This is a genomic window from Halothermothrix orenii H 168, from assembly GCF_000020485.1.
Taxonomy (GTDB): Bacteria; Bacillota; Halanaerobiia; order Halanaerobiales; family Halothermotrichaceae; genus Halothermothrix; species Halothermothrix orenii.
The window spans coordinates 716,004-737,898 of record NC_011899.1; the positions used below are offsets into that span (position 1 = coordinate 716,004).

A 21,895-nucleotide genomic window follows, 5' to 3' on the forward strand; every position below is an offset into this window, starting at 1 on the left:
ATATCTCCATATAATAAGAAAAAGCCCCGGGGGAAAACATATGATAAAAGGTAAAGTTGTAATAGATAAAAGAACAAAGGACCTTGTTAAAAGAATAAAACCTGATGAAATTGCTGTTATTAACCACAGGGATCTTGATAGGGTAGCTGGACAATCACTTGTTGAAAGCAAGGTTAAAGCGATAATTAATACAACCAGGACTATCAGTGGGAGATACCCAAATCGTGGACCTAAAATATTAACTGAGGCGGGTATACCGATTATAGATAACTGTCAGGGAGACCTTTTTGATAAATTGAAAGATGGAGATGAAATTATTATTGAAAAGGGTTTAATATATAAAAATAACCGGCTTATTGGACAGGGTTTTCCCCTTAAATCTAAAGATATAGAAGACAAAATGAGGGAAGCCCAGACAAATATAAAGTACGAATTGAATAAATTTATAGAAAATACACTAAATTATGCTCGCCAGGAAAAGGATTTAATATTAAATTTATCGGTTCCAGAAATAGAAACAACTTTCGATAACCGACATGCTCTGGTTGTTGTCAGAGGGGCTGACTATAAAGAAGACCTGCAAGCTGTTGAGGCCTATATCAGGGAGATGAAACCGGTTATAATTGCAGTAGATGGAGGCGCTGATGCCTGTCTGGAAAGGGGATTTAAACCTGATATAATTATTGGTGATATGGATAGTGTCAGTGACCGGGCTTTAAATAGTGGTAGTGAGTTAATAGTTCATGCCTATCCCGATGGAAGGGCTCCTGGCCTGGATCGGATTAATAAAATGGGATTAGATGCAACCCTCTTTCCGGCACCAGGGACGAGTGAAGATATAGCTTTACTTCTGGCTTATGAAAAAAAAGCTGATTTAATAGCTGCTGTGGGGACCCATTCCAATTTAATTGATTTTCTGGAAAAGGGGAGGCCCGGTATGTCCAGCACTCTTCTTGTAAGGTTAAAGATAGGTGATAAGCTGGTTGATGCCCGTGGAGTAAGTCGCTTATACCATAGCCGGTTATATTATCATTACTGGCTGCAGGTGGGGCTGGCAATATTGATCCCTTTAATTTCTGTTACTTTTCTGTCACCAATATTAAGTCAACTGATACAATTGATGGCTTTAAAGTTAAGGTTAATTTTTAGTTTTTGATAATCAATTCCCGGATTATAAGATTCCGTTAAAACCATTTTTTATTTAGTTCGATTAAATTTAGGGCCAAACAGGAAAGGGAATTATATGATATTAAATTTCAGATACCATCTATTTACCATTTCAGCGATATTTGCAGCCCTTGGAATAGGTATCCTGATAGGTTCAAGTATAATTGGTCATGATAAATTAATTTTAGAACAGGAAAGAATAATAAAAGATATCGGAGATGATATAAAGAATATCAGGCAGGAAAATTTACAGCTGAAAAATGATATAACAGAAATGGAAAAAGAACTGGAGTATCGGAAGAAGATTGAGAAGAGATTTTATACTCTGGTCTTAAAAGATATTATTAAGGGAGAAAATTATTATTTAATTCTTTCGGATAGACTAAAAGAAAATTACGGCAGTGAACTGGAGTATATTTTTGAAAAAGCCGGGGTCCAGCTAAAGTTTATTAACAACATTGAGGAGTTTCAACTTGATAAGCAAGGTAAGGTAATAATCTGGGGTAAGCAAAATATTAATAGATTTAAATCCGGGCTATATAGTAACCTAAAAGGAGAAGAGATAATATACCTGGATAATAAAGGGAGTATTGCGGATTTTATACTGTCTTTGCTGGAGAGTGAAACAAATAGTGAACAATCGACTTAAATCAGGTGTTTCTGTAATAGTTCCTGCGTATAATGAGGAAGATTATATAGAAGAAACTATAAAAAATATTCCTGATGATTATGAAGTGATTATTGTTAATGATGGTTCTACAGATAAGACGGCACGTAAAGTCAAAAAGTATCCAGTTATTTTGATTAACTTATCTTCTAATTATGGTAAAGGATATGCAATCTCTAGAGGTCTTGAGTATGCTTCAGGGTCAATTATTGTGCTGGCAGATGCAGATCTGGGGACGAGTGCTAACTTATTGAGAGATCTGGTTAAACCTGTTAAATCAGGTGAAGCTGATGTTGTCATTGGTACTATTAAAATTAAAGGGGGAGGTCTTGGTCTGGTAAGGTTATTAGCCCATCATGGCCTGAAATGGATGACAGGAAAGACAATGGCCTCTCCCTTGTCCGGACAGAGGGCTATTAACCGTGAGGTATTAAGTGTTTTAAAACCACTGTCATCAGGATTTGGCCTGGAAATTGGTATGGATTTAGATATAATAAGGAATAATATTAGATATAAAGAGGTAGAATGTGATATACGGCATCGGGTTACGGATAAATCCCTTAAGGGCTACTGGCATCGGGGGAAACAATTTACCCATATCCTGTATACTATGTGGCTAAAAAGGAGATAATTTATGAATGATATAAAAGATGTACTTGATAAAGCAGGATTAATAAAAGAAAATTATTTAGGTAATTATATCCCTGCAGCAGCAGGGGTTATTTTTATTATATATTTAATAATTACATGGAGTATTTATATAATTTATAACGTTAATCAATTGTTGACATCTAAATTAATATTTTTAGTAACAATTATTGGGACCACTGGACTGGTTGATGATATGGCTGGTCGCAGCAATTATAAAGGCTTTAAGGGTCATTTCAGTCAGTTCTTTAAGGGAAAATTAACCACAGGTTTTCTAAAAGCAGTAGTTACCCTTGTTGTTTTTATTTTGATTATTGATAAAAAACGCTCTTTGCCTGATATAATTATCAGTGGGGGAATCTTTTTATTAATAACAAATTTATTAAACCTTCTGGACTTGAGACCGGCCCGTTCCCTGAAAGTATTTATTCTATTATCTTTTCTGATGATATATATATCACCCTGGCTAATAGTATATCTTGTCCCGTTTTACTTAATTATACTAATATATCTCCCCTTTGAATTAAGGGGAGCAATCATGCTTGGAGATAGTGGTTCGAATCTGTTGGGAGCATTTCTTGGTTATGGGTTTGTGACCTGGAATAATTTTATTGCAAAAAGTTTACTGCTTGTTTTTCTTATATATTTAACCCTTTTTGCTGAGAAGAATTCATTTAGTAAAATTATAGAAAAGAATACGGTGTTAAAATGGCTTGATAACCTGGGGATAAAATATTAATAGTCATAAAACCTTGACATAAATTATGAAAATATTTATAATAACCGTTAGTAGTCACCTAAGTAGTAAGTATTTAAGGAGGAAATAAATTATGGCAGCTAGTAAAGAGGAAGTCATTAAAAATCTGGTAGGTATCGGTTTTAATCAGTATGAAGCCAAGACCTATGTTGCTTTATTACAGAACCCCAATAGTACCGCATATGAGTTAAGCAAGAACTCGGGTGTTCCCCAGTCCAAGGTCTATGAAACTATTAAAAACCTTGTGTCCAAAGGTTTAGCAGTTGCAGAGGGTCAAAGACCTGTAAAATATTCACCCCTTCCCATAGAAGAATTTTTGGAAAGATATAAAAAATCTGTAGAAGAGTCTGTTTCTTTTCTAAAGAAAAATTTAAAAGACATAAATGATCAACCACAGATAGATTATATGTGGCATTTTGAAGGTAGGGACAGGATACTTAACAAAGTTTCCAGTATGATTAATAATGCAGAAAAAAACCTCTATTTTGAAATATGGATTGATGAACTTGAAATTCTCTGTGATGATCTTATAAAGGCCGAAGACCGGGGTGTGGATATTGTACTGGTTCAGTATGGTCATAATAACAGCTGTGATATAGGCAAGGTATATTATCATCAGATGGATGGAATGGAAAAAGATGCAGAAAGAGTAGGGAGATGGTTAACCGTTATTAAGGATGCCAGAGAATCTCTCTTTGGTATTTTTAAAGAAGACAATAATTATGCTATATGGACCCAGAATAAAAGTTTTATGCTTATGGCTGAAAGTTTTATTTCACATGATATCTATATAGCAGAAATGTATAGTAAATATAAAGACCTGATTGAACAGGAATTTGGACCCAATTTTAAAAAGTTAAGGGATATTATTTCAATAGGTTAAGAACTATTTTAATAATTTTATTTATAATTTTACAATAAATATAATTTATTTTTGGAAACCGCCAAGAGGCGGTTTTTTAATTGTCATCAAATTTGATATAAATATATTTTTATATAATTTTCGTCACCGGTAGATTTATTTTTACATGGATGAAGCTTTTATACCAGATTTACCTTACTAAATTGTATAATCAAGAAGCTTAAATTTAAAATTTGAAAGAAATTAAAAAAATATTTATTAAATTTTTTTGATAATTATATAAAATTTGAACAACATATTTAATAGTAATATTTTTAAACCTAATTGTTTTATAAAGCAAAAAGGTAATTACCAAAAAAATACAAACGGTTTTGATTTGTGAATTAATATACAAAGTCCCTGAATTATATTTTCAGAATACTTGACAAAATTCATGATACCCATTATACTAAAGATGTAAGCTATTAACTACCCTGGTTGTTACTAATCAAATATATCAGAAATGGAGTGGTTTTCATGTTCAAAAAAAGTCCTCTTAATGTAACATCTGAAATAGGCAAACTAAAAAAAGTACTACTGCATCGACCAGGCCACGAAATTGAAAATTTAACTCCTGATTTACTGGAAAGGTTACTATTTGATGACATTCCCTATTTAAAGGTAGCTCAGGAGGAGCATGATGCCTTTGCTCAGACCCTGAGGGATAATGGAGTAGAAGTACTTTATCTTCATGAACTGGCTGCAGAAGCCATCCAGGAAGATGAAATCAGGAAAAAATTTATTGAGCAATTTTTGGATGAAGCTGGTGTAATTGGAAAAGGAGCCCGTCAGGTCCTGAAAGAGTATTTTGCCGATATGGATAATGAAACCTTAATTAGAAAAATGATGGCTGGAGTCAGGAAAAAGGAGATACCGGCCATAGAGAAGGTTGCTTCTTTGAATGATATGGTAGAAGAAGATTACCCCTTTGTTTTAGATCCGATGCCCAACCTCTATTTTACTAGAGATCCTTTTGCCACTATTGGTACAGGTATTACTTTAAACCATATGAGGACTGAAACCCGTAATCGGGAAGTTATTTTTGCCGAATACATCTTTAGTTATCACCCTGACTTTAAAGATACTGAAATCCCCTTCTGGTTTGACAGGAATGAAACAACCTCTATTGAAGGCGGAGATGAGCTGATTTTAAGTGATAAGGTCCTGGCTATGGGTATTTCTGAGAGAACTGATGCTGCTTCTATAGAAAAAGTAGCCCGTAATATCTTTACTGATGGTCAGCCTTTTGAGACTATTCTTGCTTTTAAGATTCCAGAAAAACGCGCCTTCATGCATCTGGATACTGTATTTACAATGGTTGATTATGATAAGTTTACTATTCATGCTGAAATTGAAGGTCCCCTCAAGGTTTATTCAATTACTAAAGGGGATAATGATGAGCTTAAGATTGATGAAGAAAAAGCTACCCTTGAGGATACTTTAAAGAAATACCTTGGGCTCGATGAAGTTACCCTTATCAGATGTGCCGGTGGCGATTATATTGATGCCGGACGTGAGCAGTGGAATGATGGTTCTAATACCCTGGCTATTGCTCCTGGTGAAGTAGTTGTTTATAACCGTAACCATACTACAAACAGGCTCCTGGAAGAGCACGGTATTAAACTCCATGTTATTCCCAGTTCTGAGTTATCCCGTGGCCGTGGTGGTCCAAGATGTATGAGTATGCCCCTGGTACGTGAAGATATTTAAGTTAATAATAATATAAATTTGACATCTTATGTTCTAATGATGTAATAATATATGTTGATTAACTGGAATATAAAATGAATATAAAAGATGAAAGACTAAAAAAATATTTAAAACAAACTCAAAGGAATAAATTTAGAAATTAAAGAAATAAAAATACAATAATTTCAAGAAAGGGGAGTTTAAAAAATGCCTTTAAACTTAAGAGGAAGAAACTTTTTAACTTTACTTGATTTTACTAAAGATGAAATTCAGTATTTACTTGACCTATCCGAGAAATTAAAAGCAAAAAAAATGATGGGAATCAGGGGTAATTCTCTGGAAGGGAAGAATATCGCCCTTATTTTTGAAAAACCATCAACCCGTACCCGGTGTGCTTTTGTTGTTGCTGCCCGGGATGAAGGTGGTATGCCCGAATACCTGGGGAAAAATGATATTCAGCTGGGTAAAAAAGAATCTGTAGCTGATACCGCCCGCGTCCTTGGAAGGATGTTTGACGGTATTCAGTTCAGGGGGTTTAAACATGAAACAGTAGAAATTCTGGGTGAATATGCAGGTGTACCGGTCTGGAATGGTTTAACTGATAAATACCACCCAACTCAGGTTCTGGCAGATTTAATGACTATCCAGGAGAATTTTGGTTACCTCGAAGGAATTAATCTAGTTTATGTCGGGGATGGAAGAAATAATATGGCCAATTCCCTGATGATTGGTAGTGCTAAAATGGGATTAAATTATAAAATTGTTTCCCCCAAAGAACTGTGGCCTGAAAAAGAACTGGTTGAAGAGTGTAAAAAGGTAGCTAAAGAAACTGGAAGTAAAATAGAAATTACCGATGACCCCGTTGAAGGAGTAAAAGATGCTGATGTTCTATATACCGACGTCTGGTTCTCAATGGGTGAAGAAGATAAATTTGTAGAAAGGGTAGAATTATTAAAACCATTCCAGGTAAACATGGATATGATTAAAAATACCGGAAATGACAATGTCATCTTCCTGCACTGTCTACCCTCCTATCATAATACAGAAACTGAAAACGGCAAGATGATTTATGAAAAATATGGTATTGCTGAAATGGAAGTTACAGATGAAGTATTTGAAAGTTCCTATTCCAAGGTGTTTGATGAAGCAGAAAATAGAATGCACACCATTAAAGCTGTAATGGTGTCAACCCTGGGTGAATAATTAAAAAATGGGTTCGCCCCGGCCCCGGGGCGGCCCCACCCTTAAATTAACCCCATTATGTTATTCAGATTTAATTAAAAATCTTCCATGTCATGATTTATAAAAATATTAAATAATATCTAACATTTAATATTTAATAGTTAACATTAATAATTAAATTAAGGCCAGTACTATTATTTTAATTTAGGCTAGTATTACTACTAGTATTTATCTATAAATTTAAACAAAGGGGTGTTAAGATGGAAAAGGCAAAAGAAAAATTAGGATTTTGGGCTCTGGCTGGTTTAATAGTTGGATCTATGATAGGTGGTGGGGCATTCAACCTACCCTCCGATATGGCCTCCGGGGCTGGTTCCGGTGCAGTCCTTTTAGGTTGGCTGGTAACCGGTATTGGTATGATTGCCCTGGCATTATCCTATCAAAATTTATCTATGCGCAAACCTGATCTCGATGGTGGAATTTACAGTTATGCCAAGGGCGGTTTTGGTGAATACATGGGATTCAATTCGGCCTGGGGTTACTGGCTGTCCGCCTGGTTAGGTAATGTTGCCTATGCAACTTTCTTATTTGGAACACTTAGTTATTTTATTCCTGCTTTCAATAATGATGGAAATAACTGGCCGTCTGTTATTGCTGCATCTCTCCTGATACTGGCAATAAACTACCTGATCCTGAGGGGTGTTAAGGAAGCCAGTCTGGTAAACCTGGTAACAACCATCGCTAAAATAATTCCTATTGCAATTTTCATAATCATTGGATTATTTGCCTTTAAAGCAGACCTCTTTAGCCGTGATATGTTTGAAGTAATCAAACTTGCCGGTGAAAGTGGCACTCAGAGTGTAGGTCTTTTTGAACAGGTAACAAACACCTTAATGGTAACCCTCTGGGTTTTCATTGGTGTTGAAGGTGCTGTTGTTGTTTCTGGTCGCGCCAAAAAGAGAAGTGATATTGGTAAGGCTACAGTAATGGGACTGCTGGGAACACTTGTTATTTATGTTCTGATAACAACTGTTTCCTATGGTATTATGCCCAGGGCTGAACTGGCCGGTTTAAGCAAACCTACTATGGCCGGTGTTCTAGAAGCTGTAGTTGGCCCGTGGGGTGCTGTTCTGGTAAGAATGGGACTTGGCATTTCATTACTGGGAGCTACTTTAGGTTGGACTTTACTGGCTGCTGAAATTCCTTATGTTGCAGCTAAAGATGGAGTATTCCCCAGACTTTTTGCCCGCGAAAATGAAAATGGTTCACCTGCAGCGTCTCTGTGGATTACTAACCTGTTAGTAATAGGTTTTATTATATACTCCCATTTCTCAATGAGTTCTTATGTGGCTATTTATTACATGGCCGGTACAGCTATTATCCTTCCATATTTATTCTCAGCCCTGTACCAGCTTAAGCTTGTCTTAACAGGTGAAGGGTATAAAGCAGATGAAAATAAAACCGGTGATTTGATTAAGGGTATTATTGCTACCATATACTCAGCCTGGTTAGTTTATGCCGCCGGAATGAGTTATCTCCTGATGGTATCTGTACTCTATGCACCTGGTTTTATTTTCTATCTAATGTCCAGAAAAGAACAAGGAAAGAAAGCTAAAACATCTGACTGGGTTCTGGCACTAATTATTGCTGGCTTTGCTGTCTATGCAATTGTCTTAATGGCTCAGGGAGTTATTGCACCATAAAACAGGTTTGTTGTTATAATTTTCGAACCAGTTCTATACCCTAAATTCATAGCTTTAATTGTCCTAATCTGTAGCATTTGATCTCAGGGCTTAAACAAATTTACAATTACTTTTTGAAGTTATCCCTGGAAGTTATTGTTTATATGTTCCAGTAAACAATCCAGATTTATTTTAAGATGTTTAAGCCCTGGGATTTTATATACTCTATTAAAAACAGTAAAGGAGATGATTAATTATGGCTAGAATAGTGATAGCACTAGGTGGTAATGCTTTAGGTAAAACACCTCTTGAACAACGTGAAGCAGTAAAAAATACGGCTCAGCCGATTGTTGATCTGATTGAAGATGGACATGAAATAATACTGGCCCATGGGAATGGACCTCAGGTTGGGATGATTAATCTGGCTTTTGAAACTGCTGCCCAGAACGATGATAATGTACCTGAAATGCCTTTTCCGGAATGTGGGGCCATGAGTCAGGGGTATATCGGTTATCACTTACAGAATGCAATTAGAAATGAGCTTGTTAACCGTGGTATTAATAAATCAATTACTTCTGTTGTAACCCAGGTACTGGTCGATAAAAATGATAACGCATTTGAACACCCAACCAAACCAGTTGGAAGCTTTTATACTGAAGATGAAGCCAGGAAATTAATAGAGGAAAAAGGGTACAGAATGGTTGAAGATTCTGGTCGGGGATATAGACGTGTTGTTCCCAGTCCAATACCAGTAGATATTGTTGAAAAAGAAATAATTAAAAACCTGGTTGAAGATGGTAATATTGTTATAGCCTGTGGTGGTGGTGGAGTACCGGTAGTTGAAGATGAAGAAGGCCTTAAAGGGGTACCTGCTGTAATTGACAAAGATTTTGCCAGTGAAAAGATGGCAGAAATAGTTAATGCTGATTTGCTGGTTATATTAACAGCTGTAGAAAAAGTTGCCATTAACTTTGGAAAAGAGAATGAAGAATGGTTATCTGAAATGAATGTAGAACTTGCTCAGCAATACTGTGATGAAGGACACTTTGCCCCCGGAAGCATGTTACCCAAGGTTAAGGCTGCAATGAAATTTGCTTCAAGCAAAGAAGGTCGTAAAGCTTTGATAACATCTCTTGAAAAAGCTAAAGAAGGTTTAGCTGGAAAAACAGGTACTTTAGTTACAGCATAAAATCTAGTTATCTCCCCCAAAAAATCAGTACCCCCCCTAATTAACTATATTGGAGAAATGTAGTGACTAACATGGGCCTGTCAGGGGCTCAATGTTTAATTTTTTGGGGGAGAATTTTTTATTAATAATGGTAATTATAGTTATATTTTGAAAGGGGGAAACATAGTTGAAAGACAGATGGATTAAAGGACTTTATACCATATTTGTTCCTTTAATCATCACCGTTTTATATTTGATATTAAGTAATTGGAATTTAAGCAGGCTTTTACCGGTTCTTATTTATTGTATTATTTCCATAACAGGTTATTTTATATATTCTGCTTTCAGAGGAAGTAGTTATAATATAATTGAAAGGAAACTAAAACAATTAGCCCGGGGAAGCTTTCATGTTAAATTTGAGGAAAAAGGTTCCTTTAAAGGTATAAGTAGCTCTTTAAATAAGATATTAAAAAGATTTCGCCATTTTATAGGTACTACAGTTCAGTCATCAGAAAAGGTCCTCAGGGCAACCAGGGACATAAATAAGGACCTTAAATCAATCAAAATGGCTTCAGAGAATATATCTAAAACCATGGAAAGCTTTTCAGGAAACCTTATTCAACAGAGTGAGAAGGCTGAAGATACTAATAAGGAAATGAAAAATTTACATAAATTTTCAGAAAAAGTTGTTGAATATTCCCAGAACACCCTTAATAGCTCCCGGAAAATGGATGAAATAATTGAAAGTAATAGTGAAGATATCAGGGAAATTATAAATATACTGGATAATAATGTAAATAATTTCAGGAAATTATCCTCTGTTACCGGAAAATTAAGTGCACAGGCCAACAATATAAGTGAAATAACCAGTAAGGTTAACGAGATTGCAGCCCAGACTAATTTACTTGCATTAAATGCCAGCATTGAAGCTGCCAGAGCAGGTGAATACGGACGAGGGTTTGCTGTTGTTGCCGATGAAATTAGGGAACTGGCCGGACAGGTAACTGGTTTTTCCGGAGAGATAGGTGGCATTGTAAATGATATTTTAGAAGCTATTAACCAGATTAAGGAAGAAATTAATGAGCATGCGGCTGAACTGGAAGATAATCTTAATATAATTAATAATGCAGAAGAAGCCCTGAAAAAAATGAAGAAATCCTCTGAAAAAAATACAGCTACATCTTTTGAAATAAAAAATATAGCAATAAAACAAAAAGAGATAGCTGACTCTGTTTTAAAGAAGATAGATAATATTTTAGAGACATCTCAGGAAGCAGCTGCAGCGGTTGAGGAAATATCGGCCAGTACTCAGGAACAAAGTTCTTATTTAAATAATACATATGATAAGATAGATAACCTGACAGATGAAATTCAGAATTTAAGTGTAGAAACAAAAACATTTATGACCGGTTTTAAATTAACAGAGTCAGAAGAAAATATGCTAAATAATTGTTTTAAAATTATAAAAAACCTGGCCTCACCGGACCTCCTGGATGATAATAATAGAACCAGGCAAATATTAAAGAAAGTAACTGAAGAAAACAAACAGTTTGATATAATCTGTGTAATGAATAGAGAAGGGCTTAATTTTTCATCGAGTATTGATGAAGAAGATATGACCACTGATTATTCCCATCGAAGTTATTTTGTGAAAGCAATTAATGGTAAAGACTATCGTTCCGAACCATATGTATCACTGGATACAGACGATTACTGTATTGCAATATCAACTCCGGTAAGAGATAAAAACGGTGAGGTGATCGGGGTAGTAATGGCAGATGTTAAAATATAACATCTAATAAACACATAATTAGTGTCTTATGAGCTAAGCTAAATTGCGGAGGTGTTTACCTTTGCAAAAAAATAAATCACCAGAGACTACCAGCTGGGTAGTCAGTGGCCTGGGACTGTTAGTTTCTGGTCTGGGAGCCAAAATGTTAAGAAATAAAGTTGGAGCTGGAGCCGGAATTCTTGGATTTGGTTTAGCACATGTGTTGCTGGGACAGCTGGACCGGTTACGTCCAACTATAAAAGAAACTAAATAGTAAACACCTCAACGTACAGGACAAGGGGGCTTTCCCCCTTGTCTTTTTAAATAGAAGGAATATAAATCTTTCCCTAGAATTAATAATATAAATAGTATTAATGAGTTAATAGTCTAGGTTATTATATAATAATTTTCATAATAACTGTCTCTGCATAATAACTGTCTCTGGATGGATAAATAATTATCTAATTACTTTTATAAAAGATTTTAAACTGAATAAACCGGTGAATTTTTAAAATTATCATTTTCAAATACATTTTTCAAATAATTAAAAAAAGGAGGAAATATTTTTGGATTTTAATCATATTACTATTTTTACTGGGAACTATGGAAGTGGCAAGACCGAACTAGCTATTAATTATGCACAATGGTTATCTAAAAGGGTTTCCAGGGTATTACTGGTAGACCTGGATGTAATAAATCCCTATTTCAGGTCCCGGGAAAAGGTTAAGATGCTGGAAGAACAGGACATTGAAGTCATTTATCCTAAAAACCTGGCTCAGGCAGATTTACCAATAATTACAGCTGATGTTAAAAAAGTTATGCATAATAAAGATGTATATGGAATCATTGACGTCGGTGGTGATGAAGAAGGAGCTATTGCCCTGGGTAGTTCTTTCAGGGAACTTGAAGGGCAAAAATATGAAATGAATCTGGTTGTAAATACAATGAGGCCTTTTACCAGTAATGTTGATGGAATAATACTGGCCAAAGAAAGGATAGAAAAGAGGAGCCAGCTAGAATTTTCAGGAATTATATGTAATATTAATCTGGGTCGGGAAACAGAATTAAAACATATTGAAGAAGGGTATCCTGTTGTTAAAGAGGCTGCCAGCAAAATGGGACTTCCCATTAAATTTATAGCTATCTGGGAGGAACTGTTACCCCTGTCAAATGACCTGAAGATTGAAGAGGAAATTTTTCCGGTGAAGTTATATAATAATCCACCCTGGATAAATAAAAAGGGGTGAAATAATGTCTGAAAAGGTTAATTTTAAACAATTAAGTGAATTAAACCGGAAGACAGATGTTATATTAAATTCAACTCATGATGGCCTTATATCTATTGGAAAAGATTATAAAGTTGAGCTCTTTAATAGAGCAGCTGAAAAAATACTGGGTATTAAAAAAGATAGAGTTCTTGGCAAAGATGTAAGAGAAGTAATTCCTAACACAAGGCTTCATATTGTTCTTAATAAGGGTGAGGCGGAACTAAATAAAATTCAACATGCCGGTGATATTACTATTATTACTAACCGGGTTCCTGTATATGATGAACAGGGAAATATAATTGGGGCGGTAGCTGTTTTCAGGGATATTACTGAAGTCAAAAAACTGGCAGAAGAAATTACCAATTTGAAAGAGATGAGGACCCTACTGGAAGCTATAATAAATGCTACTCAGGATGCTATTTCAGTAGTTGATGAAAAAGGAATAGGAATATTGATTAATCCAGCCTATACCCGTTTGACCGGTTTGACAGAGGAAGATGTTATTGGTAAACCGGCTACTGTGGATATAGCTGAAGGGGAGAGTATGCACTACCGTGTTTTAAAGACCAAAAAACCGGTAAAAGGGGTAAAGATGAAAGTTGGTCCATCAAAGAAAGAAGTCATTGTCGATGTGGCCCCCATCATAGTTGATGGGAAATTAAAGGGAAGTGTTGGAGTTATCCATGATGTTTCTAAAATTAAACGTTTAACTGAAGAACTGGATCATGTCAGGAGAATTATCAGGCATTTAAATGCTAAATACACCTTTGAAGATATCATTGGAGAAAGTGAAACCATGAAGGCTGCCAAAAACCAGGCCAGGAAAGCCTCAAAAACACCGGTTACTGTCTTATTAAGGGGGGAAAGTGGTACTGGAAAGGAACTTTTTGCTCATGCTATTCATAATGCCAGTCCCCGCCAGAATAATAAATTTATCCGGGTTAACTGTTCAGCGATTGCTGATAATATCCTGGAAAGTGAATTATTTGGTTATGAAGAGGGGGCCTTTACCGGTGCCAGAAAGGGTGGTAAAAAGGGGTATTTTGAGGAAGCAGACGGAGGCACTGTTTTCCTGGATGAGATTGGAAAAATCAGTCTGGACCTCCAGGCTAAACTATTACGGGTCTTACAGGAACGGGAAATTGTAAGGGTTGGTGGGACCAGGCCCAGAAATGTTGATGTTCGTGTTATAGTAGCGACAAATACCAATCTGGAGCGGGCCATTCAGGAAGGAAACTTCAGAGAAGATTTATATTATCGTCTTAATGTTTTCCCTCTTCATATTCCACCCCTAAGGGAAAGAAAAGAGGATATACCGTTGCTGGTTCACCATATGATTAGAAAATTTAATCAGGAATATGGTCGTTCGGTTAAGGGTTGTAGTGAAGATGCCCTTCAGAAATTAAGGGAATACCACTGGCCCGGTAATGTGAGAGAGCTGGAAAATTTAATAGGTCGGGCCATGATAAATATGGGAATAGAAGAAGAGGTTATCAGGTTAAAGCATCTCCCATTTTTTGACGGACCGGGGAATAAAAAAACCCGTGAAAATAAAGATGAATTGAATGTTGAAGATCGTTCATTGAAAGAAATAGTGGAATCAACCGAGAAAAAAGCTATTATAGAAGCCTTGAATAAAACTGATGGGAACAGGACAGAGGCTGCTAAATTACTCGGGATAGCAATTAGAAGCCTTTATTATAAGCTTGATAAATACGGGATTGACTGATATTTATTTTGAGGACAAGGTTCTGTATAATAGAAAAGATATACCCATAAAACTATAACACTGTATATCAAAGTAATGTGTAAAAACATGCCTGCATATTTTTGCAGGCATGTTTTTTTTTGCATACTTATTTTTTTTATTTTAAAGATAACTATTAATATTTTTTAATAATGTAATTTATATGTCAAAATATTGCATTAACAACCACTAGTTTAACAGTGTTATTACAATATTTAGTTAAAAAACTAAATAATAAGAAAATTTATAGTAAATAAAAAAATGTGACAGGTCTGGCACGCTATATGCAATTATAATTAGTAGAACAATATTAAGTAAATAAAAAAAAGGGGGGGGAAGTAATGGAAATATTTAAAGAGATGGCAAAAGAGGGACATGAACAGATAATATTTTTCCAGGAAAAGAAAACCGGTCTCAAATCCATAGTTGCAATTCATAACACAGTATTAGGACCGGGACTGGGTGGTTGTCGTATGTGGCCTTATAAAACTGAAGAAGAGGCCCTGAAGGATGCCATGCGTTTATCAAAAGGTATGACTTATAAATCTGCCATTGCTGGAGAAGACTTTGGTGGTGCCAAAACGGTAATCTGGGGGGATCCGGAGACTGATAAAAGTGAGGGGCTTTTCAGGGTTCTGGGTCGGTATATAAATGGTCTCGGGGGTCGTTATAGTACCGGAACAGATGTCGGAACCACCTATGATGATTTTGTAATATTAAATAAAGAAACACCATATGTTGGAGCTCTGCCGAAGGAATATGGTGGTAGTGGTGATTCATCCATTCCAACTGCATACGGTGTTTATAATGGGATTAAGGCCTGTTGTAAATATAAATATGGAAGTGATTCATTAGAGGGGAAAACAGTTGCTATTCAGGGGTTAGGTAAAGTAGGCTATAAGCTGGCTAAACATCTACTTGAAGAGGGCTGTAAAGTTTATGGTACTGATATCAAAGAAGAATATCTGGAAAGGGCCCGCCAGCTGGGGGTAGACATAGTAAAAACTGATGAAATTTATGATATTGACTGTGACATCTTCTCTCCAAATGCCCTGGGTGCTGTTATAAATGATAATACTATTGAAAGACTTAAATGTGATATTGTAGCCGGGGCTGCCAATAATGTTCTGGCTGAACCACGCCACGGTGAAATGTTACATCAGAAAGGGATATTATATGCCCCTGATTATGTAATAAATGGTGGTGGTCTAATTCAGGTGGCCGATGAACTTGGAAACGAAACCTATAGTGAAGAGAGGGTAATGAGAAAGTGTGAGGGTATTTATAATCAATTATTGAAAATATTTAAGCTGGCAGAAGAAAAAGATATTCCAACTCATGCGGCTGCTGACCATATTGTTGAAGAAAGAATCGAGACTATAGCTACAATTCACAGGATTAAATAAGGTGGGGGATATAAATGTTTAAAAATGTAGCTGAATTTATTGAAAAGGCCAGTAACCCTCCAGTTTTAAAATTAGCGGTGGCGGCTGCCGGTGATGAAGAAGTACTCGAAAGTGTTAAAAAGGCTGATGAACTTGGGATTGTTGAGCCAGTTCTGGTCGGTAATAAGGGAAAAATAGAAGAGGCTCTGGAGAAAGTGGAATACGATTTTAATGGGAAGGTAATTGCAACATCTTCTAAAAGGGAATCTGCCCATAAAGTGATGCAGTTAATTGCAGAGGGAAAAGCAGATATTCCAATGAAGGGACTTATTAGTACAAAAACAATTTTAAGGGCCCTTCTTGATGAAAGCTATGCTTTAAGAACTGGAAGGCTTTTGAGTCTGGTGACAATTGTTCATCTTAAAAAGGACAACAGGTTTATAATTATTACTGATGGTGGTATGAATATTGCTCCTGACCTTGAAGATAAAGTCCAGATAATTAACAATGCTGTTGAATTAGCCCGGGCTATAGGAATTAAAAAGCCCAGGGTAGCTCCCCTGGCTGCGGTGGAAAAGGTCAATCCCAAAATGCCAGATACTATGGATGCGGCAATTTTATCAAAAATGTCTGACAGGGGACAGATTTCAGGGGCAATAGTTGATGGTCCGCTGGCCCTGGATAATGCTATCAGTAAAGAGGCAGCAGAGAGAAAAGGTATAGATAGTCCGGTGGCCGGTCAGGCAGATATTCTTCTTGTTCCTGATATCGAAGCAGGTAATATCTTATATAAGTCCATGGTCTTTTATTTTGAAATGGAGGCTGCCAGTGTTATTTATGGAGCCAAGGTTCCGTTGGTCATTACTTCACGTGCTGATAGAGCCAGGGTAAAATTAAATTCAATTGCCCTTGCTAAACTTGTAGTCCAGGGTTTAAAAAATAATAATTAAGGAGGAATTATCCTATGAAAATATTTGATTATCTAGAAAAATATGATTATGAACAGCTGGTTTTTAATTATGATGAGGCTTCCGGGTTAAAGGCAATCATTGCTATCCATGACACGACTTTAGGACCTGCCCTTGGTGGAACAAGAATGTGGTATTATGAAAAAGAAGAAGATGCCATAATTGATGTTCTCCGCCTGTCAAGGGGTATGACCTATAAATCTGCGGCAGCCGGTTTGAACCTGGGTGGTGGTAAAGCTGTAATTATAGGTGACCCTAAAAAGCATAAAAGTGAAGAACTATGGAGGGCCTTTGGTCGTTTTGTCCAGAGTTTAAATGGTAGGTATATAACTGCAGAAGATGTGGGAACATCAGTTGATGATATGGCAATTGTCGCCCAGGAAACTGACTTTGTTACCGGTCTTCCCGGAACCAGTGGTGACCCATCTCCAGTTACTGCCCTTGGCGTCTGGCGTGGCATGAAAGCTGCTGCTGATGAGGTATATGGTACTCCTGATCTTAAAGGTAAAGTTGTAGCTATTCAGGGTCTGGGTCATGTAGGTTATTACCTTGCTAAACACATCGTAGAAGAAGGCGGTAAACTGATTGTTACCGATATTGATAAAGAGAAAATTAAAAAGGTTGTAGATGATTTTGGTGCTGAAGTAGTTGAACCTGATGAAATCTACGGTGTTGAGTGTGATATTTTTGCACCATGTGCTCTGGGGGCTGTTATAAATGATGAAACTTTACCCCAGTTTAAGTGTGATATTGTAGCTGGAGCTGCCAATAATGTTCTGGCTGAAGAAAGAAATGGAGATATTCTTGAAGAAAAAGGAATCCTCTATGCACCTGATTATGTTATCAATGCCGGTGGGGTAATTAATGTATATCAGGAACTTATAGGCTATAACCGGGAACGGGCTCTGGAGAAGGCCAATAAAATTTATGACAATATTAAGAAAGTTATTGAGATCAGTAAACGGGATAACATCCCCACCTATAAGGCTGCAGATATAATGGCAGAAGAACGTATCGCTAAAATTGGTAAAGTAAGAAAAAATTATATACCCAGGTAGGAGGATATAATCATGGCAGAAATGATCTTGGCTATAAATCCTGGATCAACCTCTACTAAGCTTGCTCTTTTTGATGGAATAGAAGAAGTATTCACCGAAAATATAACTCATGATATAAATGTTATCAGTAAATATAAAAGTGTTATTGAGCAAAAAGACTGCCGTTTAAAATATATTGAGAAATTCCTTGAAAATAAGGGTGTTAAATATAACCAGCTTAAAGCTGTTGTCGGGCGGGGTGGTTTATTAAAACCTATTTCAGGAGGAACTTATGAAGTTAATGACAGGATGATTGACGATTTAAAAGAAGCAAGATACGGAGAACATGCCAGCAATCTTGGTGCGGTTTTAGCAAGAGAAATAGCTCTAAAATCAGGTTGTCAGGCCTATATTGTTGATCCGGTAGTTGTTGACGAATTAAATCCCCTTGCCCGCCTGTCCGGTCTCCCTGAAATTCCCAGAAGGAGTATATTCCATGCCCTCAACCAGAAGGCAGTAGCCAGAAAATATGCCAGGAGTCTTGAAAAAAATTATGAAGATATGACTTTAATCGTAACCCATCTTGGTGGAGGTATTACTGTTGGCCTCCACCGGGGAGGCCGGGTCATAGATGTAAATGATGGATTGAGTGGAGAAGGTCCATTTACTCCCAATCGAACCGGAGGACTTCCGACCTATGATTTAGTTAAACTCTGTTATTCAGGTGAGTATACCCATGAAGAAATGAAGGTAAAACTTTTAAAAAAGGGGGGCCTGGCCGGTTATCTGGGAACAACCGACTTACGTGAGGTAGAAAAAATGATTAATAATGGTGATGACAGAGCCGAGCAGGTATTTCTGGCTATGGCCTACCAGATCTGTAAAGAAATTGGTTCTCTGGCCCCTGTTGCTAACGGGAATATTGATGCCATTATCCTGACCGGAGGTATGGCTTATTCTCAAAGATTAAGTCAAATTATTAAAGAAAAAGTAGAATTTATTGCCCCGGTAGTTAGATATCCAGGGGAGGAAGAAATGAAAGCACTTGTAGAAGGAGCCTACCGTGTCTTATCCGGCCTGGAAAAAGTTAAGAAATACCATTAAAGGAAATTTCGTATTTACGTCGAATAAAGTATGTAAATGGCTATTGTCCCTTAATTTTTAATTTTCTTTTTATTAGCCAGTGGAGATAAGGGAGGTAAAATTATGGAGCAAACCAAAAAAGTTATTTTTGATGAGGAAAGATGTAAAGGGTGTGAGCTCTGTACCGCCGTTTGCCCGGTAAAGATAATAAAAATGGCTGATAGAATAAACAGCCATGGCTATCATCCGGCAGAGGTAGTGGATCAGGATAAGTGTCTGTCCTGTGGACTCTGTGCCCAGATGTGTCCTGATGTTGTTATCACCGTTTATAAGTAAGAAAATTACTAACCGTAGCTTTAGGCTATAGAAGGGGGTTGAAAAATGGGCAACAAGGTTTTAATGAAAGGTAATGAAGCGATCGGGGAGGCTGCCATTAAAGCTGGGTGTCGATATTTTTTCGGTTATCCTATAACACCACAGAATGCCCTTCCGGAATATATGTCAAGAAGATTGCCAGAAGTAGGTGGTGTGTTTTTACAGGCAGAAAGTGAAGTAGCTGCAAGTAACATGGTATATGGTGCGGCCGGAGCTGGAGCAAGGGTTTTAACTTCTTCATCCAGTCCTGGAATCAGCCTTAAAATGGAAGGTATATCTTATATAGCCGGGGCAGAATTACCTGCTGTAATTGTTAACATCATGAGGGGTGGTCCTGGCCTGGGCGGTATTCAACCTTCCCAGTCGGATTACTTCCAGGCTACAAAAGGTGGCGGGCATGGTGATTACCGTCTGGCCGTTCTGGCTCCATCATCTGTACAGGAGGCTGTTGACCTCACTATGGAAGCCTTTGAAATAGCAGACCGGTACCGTAACCCGGTTATGGTAGTAGGAGACGGAATTATCGGTCAGATGATGGAACCAGTTGAATTTAAAAAAGAAATAGATCCATCCGATTTACCGAAAAAAGAATGGGCTACTGACGGGGCAAAAAATAGAGAAAGAAATATAATTAATTCCCTATCACTTGACCCCAAAGATCTGGAAGACCACAATCTTAAATTAAAAGATAAATATGATAAAATGAAAGAAAATGAAGTAAGATACGAAACCTATAAAATTGAAGATGCAGATATAGTTATTGTCGCCTATGGGACGACAGCCAGAATTTCTTTAAGTACCATTGAAATGGCCCGGAAAGAGGGGTTAAAAGTTGGGCTTATCAGACCTATTTCCTTATTCCCCTTCCCCGGGAAAATAATAAATGAAGTTGCTGATAATGCCAGTAAATTTCTGACCGTTGAAATGAGTACCGGCCAGATGGTTGAGGATGTTAAACTTGCTGTCAATGGTAAAAAACCGGTTTATTTTTACGGAAGAACTGGTGGCATGGTTCCTTCACCCGAGGAAATTATGGAGCAGGTTGTTAAAATTGGGGGTGAAAATTGATGAAAAAAGTAGCAGGGTATCCTGATGCCTTAACAGATAAACCTTTCCATTATTGTCCAGGTTGTACCCACGGGATTATCCACCGTCTGGTTGCAGAAGTGATAGATGAGCTTAAAATAAAAGAAGAAACTATTGGGGTAGCCCCGGTAGGTTGTTCTGTGCTGGCATATGAATATTTTGATGTTGATATGCATGAAGCATCCCATGGCCGGGCTCCAGCAGTTGCAACCGGTATTAAGCGGGTTCATCCTGATAAGGTTGTCTTTACCTATCAGGGAGATGGTGACCTGGCTTCAATCGGTACGGCTGAAATAGTTCATGCTGCCAACCGTGGTGAGAAGATAACTACTGTTTTTGTTAACAATGCTATCTACGGGATGACCGGGGGACAGATGGCTCCGACAACCCTGGTAGAACAGAAGACCACTACTTCTCCCTATGGTAGACAGAGCGAGGTTGCTGGCCATCCTATAAAAGTATCAGAAATGCTCAAAGTACTGGATGGTGCTGCCTATATTGCCAGAGTTTCTGTTCATGACCCCAAGCATATCCGTCAGGCTAAAAAATCTATTAAGAAGGCCTTTGAAATTCAGTTAGAAGGTAAAGGCTTCAGTATGGTTGAGGTTCTATCAACCTGTCCTACTAACTGGGGGATGGCCCCCCTGGAAGCAGTTAAATGGCTTGAAGAAAACATGCTTCCCGTTTATCCTCTTGGTGAGTTAAAGACTCCAGAGGAGGTGGAGTAATTGAAAGAAGAAATGATTATAGCAGGTTTTGGTGGTCAGGGAGTAATGCTGATGGGGAAGTTGCTGGCCTATGCCGGTATGAAAGAAGGTATTGAAGTTTCCTGGATGCCTTCTTATGGCCCCGAAATGAGGGGTGGTACCGCCAACTGTACAGTAATTATGTCATCAAATAAGATACCTTCTCCCCTTTCATCTAAACCGGATACAATTATAGTTATGAATTTACCATCTCTGGAAAAATTTGCGCCCCGGGTTAAACCAGGGGGAACTATTTTTGTTAACTCATCCCTCATAGAAAAAGAGGTAGACCGGGATGATGTCGAAGTAATAAAAGTACCCGCCAATGAACTTGCAAATGAGCTTGGTAACAGTAAAGTTGCCAATATGGTAATGCTGGGGGCATATTTATCTAAAAAAGATGTTGTGGACTTAAATACAGTGAAAGATTCACTCAAAAGTGTTCTTTCCAGGAGGCATCATAAGTTGATTCCAATTAACGAAAAAGCCCTTGATACAGGTGTCAGGCTGAATTAGCATAAATAAGTTTGTAATAAACGTGATAAAACCACGGGATTAGTTATCAGTA

The 21,895-nt window shown here is 37.2% G+C and carries 21 protein-coding genes; all 21 read left to right on the top strand.

The window, feature by feature from the left end; translation table 11 throughout:
• The first annotated feature begins 40 nt into the window (after positions 1-40).
• The 21 genes from steA to HORE_RS03615 all read left to right on the top strand — a co-directional run bounded on the left by steA (position 41) and on the right by HORE_RS03615 (position 21,843).
• Positions 41-1,156, top strand: coding sequence for a putative cytokinetic ring protein SteA (gene steA / locus HORE_RS03515; RefSeq protein WP_012635605.1), 1,116 nt, complete (start codon positions 41-43; stop codon positions 1,154-1,156).
• An 87-nt stretch (positions 1,157-1,243) separates the two neighbouring features.
• Positions 1,244-1,816 carry a copper transporter gene (locus tag HORE_RS03520; protein ID WP_012635606.1) on the top strand — a complete coding sequence of 191 codons (573 nt, stop codon included), beginning with the start codon at positions 1,244-1,246 and terminating at the stop codon, positions 1,814-1,816.
• A complete protein-coding gene (locus HORE_RS03525; RefSeq protein ID WP_167935754.1) occupies positions 1,788-2,465 on the top strand; it encodes a glycosyltransferase family 2 protein in 678 nt (225 codons plus the stop codon). The genes HORE_RS03520 and HORE_RS03525 overlap by 29 nt, the downstream gene beginning before the upstream one ends.
• 3 nt (positions 2,466-2,468) lie before the next feature.
• Positions 2,469-3,221 carry a hypothetical protein gene (locus tag HORE_RS03530; protein ID WP_012635608.1) on the top strand — a complete coding sequence of 251 codons (753 nt, stop codon included), beginning with the start codon at positions 2,469-2,471 and terminating at the stop codon, positions 3,219-3,221.
• Between the two features lie 91 nt (positions 3,222-3,312).
• The gene (locus HORE_RS03535; RefSeq protein WP_012635609.1) at positions 3,313-4,122 is read left to right on the top strand and encodes a TrmB family transcriptional regulator; all 810 of its coding nucleotides are present in this window, start codon (positions 3,313-3,315) and stop codon (positions 4,120-4,122) included.
• Positions 4,123-4,617: 495 nt separating this feature from the next.
• On the top strand, positions 4,618-5,850 hold the full coding sequence (gene arcA, locus HORE_RS03540; protein ID WP_012635610.1) for an arginine deiminase: 1,233 nt from the start codon (positions 4,618-4,620) through the stop codon (positions 5,848-5,850).
• A gap of 186 nt (positions 5,851-6,036) precedes the next feature.
• Positions 6,037-7,032, top strand: a complete 996-nt coding sequence (gene argF, locus HORE_RS03545) for an ornithine carbamoyltransferase (RefSeq protein ID WP_012635611.1) — start codon at positions 6,037-6,039, stop codon at positions 7,030-7,032.
• A 239-nt stretch (positions 7,033-7,271) separates the two neighbouring features.
• Positions 7,272-8,714, top strand: coding sequence for a basic amino acid/polyamine antiporter (locus tag HORE_RS03550; protein ID WP_012635612.1), 1,443 nt, complete (start codon positions 7,272-7,274; stop codon positions 8,712-8,714).
• Between the two features lie 235 nt (positions 8,715-8,949).
• The gene (gene arcC / locus HORE_RS03555) at positions 8,950-9,882 is read left to right on the top strand and encodes a carbamate kinase (protein WP_012635613.1); all 933 of its coding nucleotides are present in this window, start codon (positions 8,950-8,952) and stop codon (positions 9,880-9,882) included.
• Positions 9,883-10,048: 166 nt separating this feature from the next.
• A complete protein-coding gene (locus HORE_RS03560; RefSeq protein WP_012635614.1) occupies positions 10,049-11,653 on the top strand; it encodes a methyl-accepting chemotaxis protein in 1,605 nt (534 codons plus the stop codon).
• Between the two features lie 61 nt (positions 11,654-11,714).
• Positions 11,715-11,906 carry a hypothetical protein gene (locus HORE_RS03565; RefSeq protein WP_012635615.1) on the top strand — a complete coding sequence of 64 codons (192 nt, stop codon included), beginning with the start codon at positions 11,715-11,717 and terminating at the stop codon, positions 11,904-11,906.
• Positions 11,907-12,198: 292 nt separating this feature from the next.
• Entirely contained in the window at positions 12,199-12,879 is a 681-nt protein-coding gene (locus HORE_RS03570) for a nucleotide-binding protein (protein ID WP_012635616.1), read from the top strand.
• 4 nt (positions 12,880-12,883) lie between these two features.
• Positions 12,884-14,629 carry a sigma-54 interaction domain-containing protein gene (locus tag HORE_RS03575; RefSeq protein ID WP_012635617.1) on the top strand — a complete coding sequence of 582 codons (1,746 nt, stop codon included), beginning with the start codon at positions 12,884-12,886 and terminating at the stop codon, positions 14,627-14,629.
• Positions 14,630-14,988: 359 nt separating this feature from the next.
• Positions 14,989-16,053: a Glu/Leu/Phe/Val dehydrogenase dimerization domain-containing protein gene (locus HORE_RS03580; RefSeq protein ID WP_012635618.1), complete on the top strand. Its 1,065-nt coding sequence runs from the start codon at positions 14,989-14,991 to the stop codon at positions 16,051-16,053.
• A gap of 14 nt (positions 16,054-16,067) precedes the next feature.
• Positions 16,068-16,982, top strand: coding sequence for a bifunctional enoyl-CoA hydratase/phosphate acetyltransferase (locus tag HORE_RS03585; protein WP_012635619.1), 915 nt, complete (start codon positions 16,068-16,070; stop codon positions 16,980-16,982).
• Positions 16,983-16,996: 14 nt separating this feature from the next.
• The gene (locus HORE_RS03590; protein ID WP_012635620.1) at positions 16,997-18,058 is read left to right on the top strand and encodes a Glu/Leu/Phe/Val family dehydrogenase; all 1,062 of its coding nucleotides are present in this window, start codon (positions 16,997-16,999) and stop codon (positions 18,056-18,058) included.
• A 12-nt stretch (positions 18,059-18,070) separates the two neighbouring features.
• Positions 18,071-19,141, top strand: coding sequence for a butyrate kinase (buk, locus tag HORE_RS03595; protein ID WP_012635621.1), 1,071 nt, complete (start codon positions 18,071-18,073; stop codon positions 19,139-19,141).
• Positions 19,142-19,243: 102 nt separating this feature from the next.
• Entirely contained in the window at positions 19,244-19,456 is a 213-nt protein-coding gene (locus tag HORE_RS03600) for a 4Fe-4S dicluster domain-containing protein (RefSeq protein WP_012635622.1), read from the top strand.
• Positions 19,457-19,501: 45 nt separating this feature from the next.
• Positions 19,502-20,563 carry a 3-methyl-2-oxobutanoate dehydrogenase subunit VorB gene (locus HORE_RS03605; protein WP_012635623.1) on the top strand — a complete coding sequence of 354 codons (1,062 nt, stop codon included), beginning with the start codon at positions 19,502-19,504 and terminating at the stop codon, positions 20,561-20,563.
• On the top strand, positions 20,563-21,309 hold the full coding sequence (locus HORE_RS03610) for a thiamine pyrophosphate-dependent enzyme (protein WP_041605838.1): 747 nt from the start codon (positions 20,563-20,565) through the stop codon (positions 21,307-21,309). The genes HORE_RS03605 and HORE_RS03610 overlap by 1 nt, the downstream gene beginning before the upstream one ends.
• Positions 21,310-21,843 carry a 2-oxoacid:ferredoxin oxidoreductase subunit gamma family protein gene (locus tag HORE_RS03615; RefSeq protein ID WP_012635625.1) on the top strand — a complete coding sequence of 178 codons (534 nt, stop codon included), beginning with the start codon at positions 21,310-21,312 and terminating at the stop codon, positions 21,841-21,843.
• Positions 21,844-21,895: the final 52 nt, after the last annotated feature.

What these genes read in the sequence shown, in the direction of transcription:
- arcA (WP_012635610.1), top strand. Translation starts at nt 4,618, where the DNA reads ATGTTCAAAAAAAGTCCTCTTAATGTAACATCTGAAATAGGCAAACTA.
- buk (WP_012635621.1), top strand. Translation starts at nt 18,071, where the DNA reads ATGGCAGAAATGATCTTGGCTATAAATCCTGGATCAACCTCTACTAAG.
- HORE_RS03530 (WP_012635608.1), top strand. Translation starts at nt 2,469, where the DNA reads ATGAATGATATAAAAGATGTACTTGATAAAGCAGGATTAATAAAAGAA.
- HORE_RS03550 (WP_012635612.1), top strand. Translation starts at nt 7,272, where the DNA reads ATGGAAAAGGCAAAAGAAAAATTAGGATTTTGGGCTCTGGCTGGTTTA.
- HORE_RS03590 (WP_012635620.1), top strand. Translation starts at nt 16,997, where the DNA reads ATGAAAATATTTGATTATCTAGAAAAATATGATTATGAACAGCTGGTT.
- steA (WP_012635605.1), top strand. Translation starts at nt 41, where the DNA reads ATGATAAAAGGTAAAGTTGTAATAGATAAAAGAACAAAGGACCTTGTT.
- argF (WP_012635611.1), top strand. Translation starts at nt 6,037, where the DNA reads ATGCCTTTAAACTTAAGAGGAAGAAACTTTTTAACTTTACTTGATTTT.
- HORE_RS03520 (WP_012635606.1), top strand. Translation starts at nt 1,244, where the DNA reads ATGATATTAAATTTCAGATACCATCTATTTACCATTTCAGCGATATTT.
- HORE_RS03600 (WP_012635622.1), top strand. Translation starts at nt 19,244, where the DNA reads ATGGAGCAAACCAAAAAAGTTATTTTTGATGAGGAAAGATGTAAAGGG.
- HORE_RS03605 (WP_012635623.1), top strand. Translation starts at nt 19,502, where the DNA reads ATGGGCAACAAGGTTTTAATGAAAGGTAATGAAGCGATCGGGGAGGCT.
- arcC (WP_012635613.1), top strand. Translation starts at nt 8,950, where the DNA reads ATGGCTAGAATAGTGATAGCACTAGGTGGTAATGCTTTAGGTAAAACA.
- HORE_RS03535 (WP_012635609.1), top strand. Translation starts at nt 3,313, where the DNA reads ATGGCAGCTAGTAAAGAGGAAGTCATTAAAAATCTGGTAGGTATCGGT.
- HORE_RS03580 (WP_012635618.1), top strand. Translation starts at nt 14,989, where the DNA reads ATGGAAATATTTAAAGAGATGGCAAAAGAGGGACATGAACAGATAATA.
- HORE_RS03610 (WP_041605838.1), top strand. Translation starts at nt 20,563, where the DNA reads ATGAAAAAAGTAGCAGGGTATCCTGATGCCTTAACAGATAAACCTTTC.
- HORE_RS03575 (WP_012635617.1), top strand. Translation starts at nt 12,884, where the DNA reads ATGTCTGAAAAGGTTAATTTTAAACAATTAAGTGAATTAAACCGGAAG.
- HORE_RS03585 (WP_012635619.1), top strand. Translation starts at nt 16,068, where the DNA reads ATGTTTAAAAATGTAGCTGAATTTATTGAAAAGGCCAGTAACCCTCCA.